Origin of the sequence: Endozoicomonas sp. ONNA1 (assembly GCF_024606325.1) — a bacterium.
Taxonomy (GTDB): domain Bacteria; phylum Pseudomonadota; class Gammaproteobacteria; order Pseudomonadales; family Endozoicomonadaceae; genus Endozoicomonas_A.
In genome coordinates, this window is sequence record NZ_JAHHPN010000235.1 from 1 (window position 1) to 8,584 (window position 8,584).

The 8,584-nt window shown below is 48.5% G+C and carries 11 protein-coding genes; 10 read left to right on the plus strand and 1 reads right to left on the minus strand.

Annotated features, from left to right (window positions below):
• The first annotated feature begins 97 nt into the window (after positions 1-97).
• The 10 genes from KDK19_RS05575 (at position 98) to KDK19_RS05620 (ending at position 7,164) form a co-directional block, all read left to right on the plus strand.
• Complete coding sequence (locus tag KDK19_RS05575) at positions 98-397, plus strand: nucleotidyltransferase family protein (protein ID WP_257253067.1); 300 nt, start codon at positions 98-100, stop codon at positions 395-397.
• Positions 398-480: 83 nt separating this feature from the next.
• Positions 481-735 carry a DUF86 domain-containing protein gene (locus tag KDK19_RS05580; RefSeq protein ID WP_257253069.1) on the plus strand — a complete coding sequence of 85 codons (255 nt, stop codon included), beginning with the start codon at positions 481-483 and terminating at the stop codon, positions 733-735.
• A 26-nt stretch (positions 736-761) separates the two neighbouring features.
• Complete coding sequence (locus KDK19_RS05585) at positions 762-1,433, plus strand: phospholipid-binding protein MlaC (protein ID WP_257253070.1); 672 nt, start codon at positions 762-764, stop codon at positions 1,431-1,433.
• Positions 1,434-1,474: 41 nt separating this feature from the next.
• On the plus strand, positions 1,475-1,792 hold the full coding sequence (locus KDK19_RS05590) for a lipid asymmetry maintenance protein MlaB (RefSeq protein WP_257253072.1): 318 nt from the start codon (positions 1,475-1,477) through the stop codon (positions 1,790-1,792).
• A gap of 234 nt (positions 1,793-2,026) precedes the next feature.
• Positions 2,027-2,266: a BolA family protein gene (locus KDK19_RS05595; RefSeq protein ID WP_257253100.1), complete on the plus strand. Its 240-nt coding sequence runs from the start codon at positions 2,027-2,029 to the stop codon at positions 2,264-2,266.
• Between the two features lie 25 nt (positions 2,267-2,291).
• Entirely contained in the window at positions 2,292-3,554 is a 1,263-nt protein-coding gene (gene murA / locus KDK19_RS05600; RefSeq protein ID WP_257253102.1) for a UDP-N-acetylglucosamine 1-carboxyvinyltransferase, read from the plus strand.
• 201 nt (positions 3,555-3,755) lie between these two features.
• Positions 3,756-4,400 (plus strand): ATP phosphoribosyltransferase, encoded by a 645-nt coding sequence (hisG, locus tag KDK19_RS05605; RefSeq protein WP_257253074.1) that lies wholly within the window; start codon positions 3,756-3,758, stop codon positions 4,398-4,400.
• A 107-nt stretch (positions 4,401-4,507) separates the two neighbouring features.
• A complete protein-coding gene (gene hisD, locus KDK19_RS05610) occupies positions 4,508-5,812 on the plus strand; it encodes a histidinol dehydrogenase (RefSeq protein ID WP_257253075.1) in 1,305 nt (434 codons plus the stop codon).
• A 115-nt stretch (positions 5,813-5,927) separates the two neighbouring features.
• Positions 5,928-6,521 carry a VTT domain-containing protein gene (locus tag KDK19_RS05615; RefSeq protein ID WP_257253076.1) on the plus strand — a complete coding sequence of 198 codons (594 nt, stop codon included), beginning with the start codon at positions 5,928-5,930 and terminating at the stop codon, positions 6,519-6,521.
• Positions 6,522-6,591: 70 nt separating this feature from the next.
• Positions 6,592-7,164, plus strand: a complete 573-nt coding sequence (locus KDK19_RS05620; protein ID WP_257253077.1) for a hypothetical protein — start codon at positions 6,592-6,594, stop codon at positions 7,162-7,164.
• A 7-nt stretch (positions 7,165-7,171) separates the two neighbouring features.
• On the opposite strand, the gene KDK19_RS05625 is transcribed toward KDK19_RS05620, so the two are convergent.
• Positions 7,172-8,299 (minus strand): S1C family serine protease, encoded by a 1,128-nt coding sequence (locus KDK19_RS05625; protein WP_257282096.1) that lies wholly within the window; start codon positions 8,297-8,299, stop codon positions 7,172-7,174.
• Between the last annotated feature and the right edge of the window lie 285 nt (positions 8,300-8,584).

The window sequence follows — 8,584 nt, forward strand, 5'->3', positions numbered from 1 at the left end:
GACCAATTTATTGCAACCGCAGTAGGACAGCCTTAAGTCCGACAGGCTGCTAGGTAGCAGGTATCAGTAAACAGGAAGGAGAATTCAGGAGAGCAGAATGCCAAAGCTTACCATGAATGAATTGCGTGAGTATCGCGTGAGTATCATACGTATAGTTGAAAGTTACCATTGCTCTAATCCAGGAGTGTTTGGGTCTCTGGCTCGAAATGGCTATATCGATGAGGGGAATGATATTGACATTCTGGTAGAATCCACTGACCAGACAACACTTTTTGATATTGGTAATATCGAATGCGACTTGAAAGATCTGTTGAATATTCCTGTTGATGTAGTCGCTCGTGAATCTATTTATGAACCCTATAGAAAGCAAATAGAGCAGGACATTAGGGTGTTGTGAATTATGGTCAAGGAAGTGAGATATCCAGTGGAGAAAATGCTGGAAAGCATTGAATGTATTGAGCGTAATCTGGCAGTTGCACATTGGCCCGGTTCAAGGCAGATAGACAGTTACAGGATGTCGTAATGGTGCGCATGGTCATTATTGGGGAAGAAGCTGGCAAAGTCATGAAAATTCCCGGGTTTGAGCCCGCTCCAGCTCTTCGGTCATCGCTTCGAGGTGCAGGGCAAATGCGTAACAGGGCTGCTCATGCTTATGGAACTCTGGATATAGAACTGGTTTGTCGAACCATCGAACAAAATTTGCCAGAGCTTAAAAGGCTATTAAATTCAATTTAGAAAGCCTGCAAAGGAAGATAGAATCAATGATGAAAATGGTAAAGACTGTTCAACAATTCATGGTGGGGCTGGTCTGCCTGATGGCGGCGGGAATGTCTTATGCTGCACCTGTTTTGCAGCCACCGGAAGAGGAAGTCAAGAGGATTACTTCCGAGCTGCTGGATACCTTCAATAAGAATAAGGAGCGTTACCAGAAAGACCCTGAAGGTTTTTTCAGGGAAGTCAATCGACTTTTATCTCCGGTAGTGGCATTTGATCAGGTAGCCCGCTATGTCATGGGCAAATTTGCTCACCGCAGCCCTGATCAGGTTGATAAGTTTGAATCGGCATTCAGAGACAGTCTGATCCGTTTCTATGGCAAGGCGCTATTGTCTCTGGACGACACTAGCCTGATTATCGACAGTGTGGATAAAACTTCTCCCGAGCTGCTGAAAAAATATCAGGAAGGCCAAACCAGTCGTGTCCCCGTCAAGATGAAGGTTCGCACCAGCACCAACACGGTCGAGATCTTTTACTCAATGGTACACGTTGATGGTCGCTGGAAGCTGCGAAACGTGTCTATTGAAGGCATCAACATTGCCAAGCAGTTCCAGAGCCAGTTTGCCGATGCTATGAAAAAGCACAAGAAAGTGCCTTACGTGGTAGAGCACTGGGCTGCCATCATGTCGGCTTCAACAGACGGGAACATTAACAAGTAGTCTGGTCAATTTTTTACTGTGAGCATTCAGGAATTCAAATTATGCAGCTTGAACGATTGGCGCCAGGGCAGTTTTCACTTCGCGGGATTGTCAATGTTGATAATGCTGTCGAAGTGGAGAGTGAGGGACGTAGACTGTTGGAAGAGGACATAGCTCCCGGAGGTGTCCTGAGAGTCAGTCTTGGAGAACTGCTAAAAGGAGATAGCTCAACCCTTTCTGTCTGTCTGTCCTGGATCAGGCTGGCTCAGAGTAAGGGCGGGCATCTCTGCCTCTCTGATATGCCGGAGGAGCTTGCTGCCCTGGCCAAGGTCTGTGGAATAGCACCCATTTTGCAGGAAAGTACTTGCCCCACTTCCTGATTGAACGTAATTGCAGTCTTTTGGCTGCCAGTCCCCTTTGGGACTGGTCAGTGCAGTCAATGTCCGATATGATTCATCGATTTGCCCGCAAGCATGTACGGCGAGCACAGGCTTGTTGAATGGCTGTTGGATTTTTTCATGGAAATACCACTGTTGGGTGGTGTTTTTGTGTTTATGCTTTTGAGGCGTGAGACGGCTTTTATCCGGTTCATGCCTGTTTTGAGAGGTGAATGCATGCAAGCCACCGAAGTTAAGGCGCTGCTGGAAGAGAGTATCCCGGGGTCAAAGGTTCTGGTAGAAGGGGAAGGATGTGACTTTCGACTCACCGTTATCAGTGACCAGTTTGAAGGGGCCCTGCCCGTTAAACGTCAGCAGATGGTATACAAACACCTGAATGAACTGATCGCCAGTGGTGCCATTCATGCGGTGACCATGACCACCCAGACACCTTCCGAAGCTCAGCGTCAGACCTAACCAGCAGATCACAGGTGAAACTATGATGGATAAACTGATTATCACTGGTGGTACGCGTCTGGATGGCGAAATTCGTATCTCCGGTGCCAAGAATTCTGCGCTGCCTATTCTAGCAGCCACCCTGCTGGCGGATGACCCGGTTACCGTCTGTAACCTTCCTCACTTGCACGATATCACTACCATGTTTGAGCTGTTTGGCTGTATGGGTATTGATCTGATGGTCGATGAGCGTATGAACGTTGAAGTTCATGCCAGTACCATCAAACAGCTAAGAGCTCCCTATGAACTGGTAAAAACCATGCGGGCTTCCATTCTGGTTTTGGGGCCTCTGTTGGCCCGGTTCGGTCGTGCTGAAGTCTCTCTGCCTGGTGGCTGTGCCATCGGCAGTCGCCCGGTTGATCTTCACATTCGTGGCCTTCAGGCTATGGGGGCTGACATTGTGGTTGAAGACGGTTACATCAAGGCCAGCATCAAGGACCGTCTGAAAGGTGCCCGTATCTTTATGGATACCGTCACCGTCACCGGAACTGAAAACATTCTTATGGCAGCCTGTCTGGCAGACGGTGAAACCATTATTGAGAATGCTGCCCGTGAGCCGGAAGTGGTTGATCTGGCGGAATGCCTGATGACCATGGGTGCCAGGATTGAAGGTGCTGGTACCGATGTTATCCGTGTTCAGGGCGTTGAGCGTCTGAACGGATGTACTTATTCAGTTCTGCCCGATCGTATCGAAACCGGTACTTATCTGATCGCTGCCGCTGCAACCGGTGGCAGAGTTCGCCTTAAGGATACTCAGCCTGATCTGCTGGATGCGATTCTGATCAAGTTACGTGAAGCCGGAGCCTGCGTGGAATGGGGCGAAGATTGGATTGAGCTGGACATGATGGGTAAACGTCCCGCAGCGATTGATCTCAAGACGGCTCCCTATCCTGCCATGCCTACAGATATTCAGGCACAGTTTACGGCCTTGAACCTGATTTCTGAAGGCGTCGGTAGTATTACAGAGACCGTCTTCGAAAACCGCTTCATGCATGTTCAGGAAATGAAGCGAATGGGCGCTGACGTGAAAGTAGAAGGCAACACGGTTGTGATCAAAGGGGTTGATTCTCTGAAGGCGGCTCCTGTTATGGCGACAGATCTGAGGGCGTCAGCCAGTCTGGTCATCGCGGGTCTGATCGCTGAAGGTGACACGGTTGTTGAGCGCATCTATCACATTGATCGTGGTTACGAATGTATTGAAGAGAAGCTTCAGCAGCTCGGTGCGAAAATTCAGCGGGTACCTGCCTGATAGTCTCCTGAACCCGAAAAACTTATGGCGGTCATGTGTCAGGGGAAGCTTCCAGCTATCCCCTGATCTTGTTAGATCAGTTCTGAATCTTTTTCTCTCATAAAAGTATAAAAACTCCCTGTCGGTACGGCAGTCTAACACTCACGTCATGTTCTGTTTGGTGTAAACTACCCCACTTAACGCGAAGGAAGCCTGTCCCAGATGTCTAGCCAGATCACAATAGCGCTTTCCAAAGGGCGCATACTTAAAGATACGCTGCCACTGCTTAAGGAGGCGGGTATTGAGTTAGCTGAAGACCCTGCCAAGAGCAGGAAGCTGATTATTTCTACCACTCATCCAGACGTCAACCTTTTGATTGTCAGAGCCAGTGACGTACCCACTTATGTTGAGTACGGTGCTGCTGATGTGGGGGTGGCGGGAAAAGATGTGTTACTGGAACATGGATCGACAGAGCTTTATGAGCCTTTGGACTTGCAGATTGCCCAATGCAAGCTGATGACTGCGGGTAAAAAAGGGCATGAAGAGCCGACAACCGGTCGGGTCAAAGTAGCGACCAAGTTTGTGAATGTCGCCAGACGCTACTACGCCTCTCAGGGGCGTCAGGCTGATGTAATCAAACTTTACGGGTCTATGGAGCTGGCACCGCTGGTGGGTCTGGCAGATACCATTATTGATGTCGTTGATACCGGTAATACTCTGAGGGCCAACGGGCTGGAGCCAAAAGAATTGATCACTCACGTATCCTCCAGACTGGTTGTAAACAGAGCTTCCATGAAAGTGAAGTTTGAAGCCATTAATGCACTGATTCAGCAGTTGAGAGCTGCAGTAGACGCACAAACCTATTAACAGCCATGACTGATGAACGTTTTTTGCCTCAATCCCGGATAAAAGGGTTTTCATGGCAGCTTTCGTGGTAAAAAGTTCATGGTAAAAAAGAGTGACGGAGTAATACGATGACGGTAAATCCTGTACAACTGAGCTACGAAAATCAGGATTTCAATGAGCAGCTGGATCGGCTGCTGGCCTGGGAAAGTGTCTCTGATGAAGAGGTTCAGCATCGTGTTAAGCATATCATTGCCGAAGTGCGCTCCCGTGGTGATGAGGCTCTGGTAGAGTTTACCCATCGATTTGATCGCCTTTCCGTTTCTGGTATGGCGGATCTTACTCTGGGAGAAGAGCAGCTACAGAAGGCACTGGAAACCATCCCGCAGGAACAGAGAAAGGCTCTGGAAGTTGCTGCTAAAAGAATCAGAAGCTATCACGAGCGTCAAATGCAATCTTCCTGGACTTACGAAGAAGAGGATGGAACCCTGCTTGGGCAACAAGTGTTGCCTATGGATCGTGTAGGTCTTTATGTGCCGGGAGGCAAGGCTGCCTACCCTTCATGCGTTATGATGAATGCCATCCCGGCTCATGTTGCTGGCGTAAAAGAAATTGTTATGGTGGTGCCCACACCGGATGGTGTCGTCAATGACATGGTGCTTGCCGCTGCCGCTGTTGCTGGCGTCAAGAAAGTGTTTACCATAGGTGGGGCCCAGGCTGTAGCCGCTCTTGCCTATGGTACTGAAACCGTTCCCGGCGTGGACAAGATCGTTGGCCCTGGCAATATCTATGTTGCCACCGCTAAGCGTGAAGTGTTTGGTCAGGTAGGTATCGATATGATCGCAGGTCCATCTGAAATTATGATAGTCTGCGATGGTCGTACAGATCCGGACTGGATTGCTATGGATCTGTTTTCTCAGGCTGAGCACGACGAAGACGCTCAGGCGATTCTGGTGTCTCCGGATCAGTTTTTTCTTGATCAGGTTATAGCAAGTATGCGTCGATTGCTGCCCGACATGGAGCGTAAGAAGATTATTGCAGAATCGCTGAACAACAGAGGCATTATGATCCATGTTCCGAATATGAAAGCCGCCTGTGACGTCACCAACCGAATCGCTCCTGAACACCTCGAGTTATCAGTAGAAAATCCTCAGGCTCTGTTGTCTGATATCCGTCATGCCGGTGCTATTTTTATGGGTCGTTACACAGCCGAAGCCTTGGGTGATTATTGTGCCGGTCCGAATCATGTATTGCCTACCTCCGGTACTGCGCGTTTTTCCTCCCCGCTGGGGGTTTATGATTTCCAGAAGCGATCTTCTCTGATTCATTTTTCATCCGAAGGGGCTTCAGAAATGGGTAAAGTAGCCTCTGTGCTGGCGCGAGGAGAATTTCTGACAGCTCACGCCCGTTCAGCGGAATATCGTATCAAGAAATGAAGCATCGACTCTTGGTATGTCATTTTCATTCATTCTCGGGGTAAGCAAAAAGTCTGTTATCGGAGCGGTTATCCTCAGCACTGTACCATTGCTATTCAGTTCCTGGGCGGCCTCGGTGTTAATCCGGTACCAGACTGATCTATCCGATCTAAGTATTGGGCAATGGTTCCCTTTCTTTCTATTGAGTGCTGCGACCATGGCTCTGGCTCTGACTCCCAGTACTTTTGTTGCAATGCTAGCAGGTTTTTTTCTGGGCTGGGATGCCATCCTCTATATGTTGCCAGCCTATTTGTTGGCTTCAGCAATGGGCTACTGGGTAGGTGTACTCCTGGATGGTGGACACCTGATGCAATCCATTCAAAACAACCCACGGGTCAAAAAAACACTGGAAACCCTGAATGCCAGTGGTTGGAGCCTGATGTTTCTGATCAGGCTTTCGCCCGTTCTGCCTTTTGCATTAATGAACCTTTTAATGCCCGCACTGAATATTTCGTTTTCGGTTTTCCTGCTGGGTGGTTTTTTTGGCATGCTTCCCAGAACACTTTTTTCCATCTGGTTGGGCATCAAAGCTCACGACATTATTTCACTGATGAATGGCGAGTTATCAGTGCCGGAGTCAAGCTGGTTGGTAATGCTGCTGATTGTTGTGTCCGTCGGTGGGCTCCTCTTTCTGTTGAATCGTGCAGCAAAACAGGCACTGACGATATAACTGGAAAATGATCAGATAAGCTTGGCACCTGCTATGTTTGTCACTCTCAGCTGAATAAATAGAGGCAAGCATGTGCAGGATAGTTCGGGGGGCATTGTTTGTGGGTTTATATCTGATTTTAATGTGTCTCAATGGTTGGGCTCTGGGGTCTTCCAAAACAGAAGCCGTTTGTCACTCATCTGGAACAAAAGTGTGTGTGACGGTTGAACAGAATGATTATGAAAAGTGGCTTTGGTTTTCCACATCATGCCATTCGGACTGTGTCTATTATCACGATGCTTTTGTGGAACAGTTTCTTCCTCTGGAACATCTGACCCATATTGCTCATTTCGGAATAAATCTTCGGAAAAAAACAGATGGCAAGCTGGTTTGGAGCCATTATAAGCTAGGCAGTGGTTATAAAAAGCAGGCTTTGATCGTCGAGGTGGAAGTGACAAAGCAGGATCGCTTTGAGAGTATTGGTGGCAGGCAGTTCAACCATATGCTGTTGGATGATCTGACCAGACTCCAGCCTGTAACCCCGGAAATATTGAAACGTTACCATACCAATTATGATGAATGGCTTTGGTCGGGTGTGGCTTATGTGGGTACCTTTTTTGCCGGTGTTATCGGTACCATGATTTTGCTGATATTTATAGGATAATCCTCAATCAGTTGACCATGTTGGGTCGTGTAGCGACAACCGCTTTCATTTCAAGAGGTTGGTTATTACGCAGAATCTGCAAGGTCACTTCACTCCCCGGTGGTTCCTGGGCCACCATATTCATGACTTTCCTGCCATCGCTGGTATTGATGTTATTGATGGCTATCAGAATGTCTCCGCGTTTCAGACCGGCCATATCTGCAGGACCATTGTCGTAGACACCTGAAATCAAAATGCCGGCATTGCTTTCGACACCGTAAGCTTCTGCCAACCGGCTGGTAAGTGGTTGTGATTCTATGCCTAGCCAACCCCGCACAACCCGACCGTACTTGATGATGGACTGAGTGACAAATCGAGCCATGCTGGAGGGAATAGCAAAGCCAACGCCTTCATTACCTCCACCTCTGGAAAACAACAGCGTGTTAATGCCCAGCAGTTCACCACGGGCGCTGATCAGAGCCCCTCCTGAGTTACCCACGTTGATGGCGGCATCGGTCTGAATAAAATCTTCATAAGTATTGAGGCTGAGGTCATTCCTGCCAGTTGCACTGATGATCCCCATGGTGACTGTTTGCCCCAGTCCAAAGGGGTTACCAATCGCCAGAACGACGTCCCCCACTTCGTTTTGACCAGAGTCAACAAGATTCAGGCTGGGTAAATCGTTTAGATCTATTTTCAGTACCGCAAGGTCCGTCTCCGGGTCCCTGCCGACAATCGCTGCAGATTCTTCCCTACCATCTTTCAGTACAGCCACAATTCGGTCGGCGCCTTCGATAACGTGATTGTTGGTCAGCAAGTAGCCGTCAGGGCTGATGATGACTCCGGAGCCAAGGCTGGTTTCTACCTTGGCTCTGCCAAGATTATTTTCTGTGAAGGGGCTCTTGGGCATTCTCGAGCGGCTGGATTCATCGACCAATGTGGCGGTAGCAATGTTGACCACTGCAGGTGCTGCTATCTTGACTGCCGAGCTATAGGAAATCTCGCCAATGCCCAAGAGTTGTTCACTCCTGTTGAGCACATTATTGAAATTCAGTTGGGGCAGGCCCAGCCAGTTCGGAGCAAACAATATCGCCAGCAAGGCCACAATCAGGCCTGACAGGGCGGGGTAGATGAGCTGGTTGAGAAGTTTTTTCATGATGTACTTGTCAGTGATTGTGGGCCGGGGCTTTCGTTGCTGTAAATAAAAATTCTTGAAACCTGCAAGCCAGCAGTATAATTCCTTAATATTGTGTAGGCATCGTTGTTGTCAGCGTTGTCCATGACTAAACCTCTTGGTATTACTGGCTTGCAGTGAAACTATACAATGAAACTGTTTTCACTGATATTCAAAGATGTAGGCAAAAATATTGTCAGTTATGAAGGCACTTCCTCAAGCACTCTGTAGACATCTATAGACAGTCTTTCGGGCTATCCCTAGCTC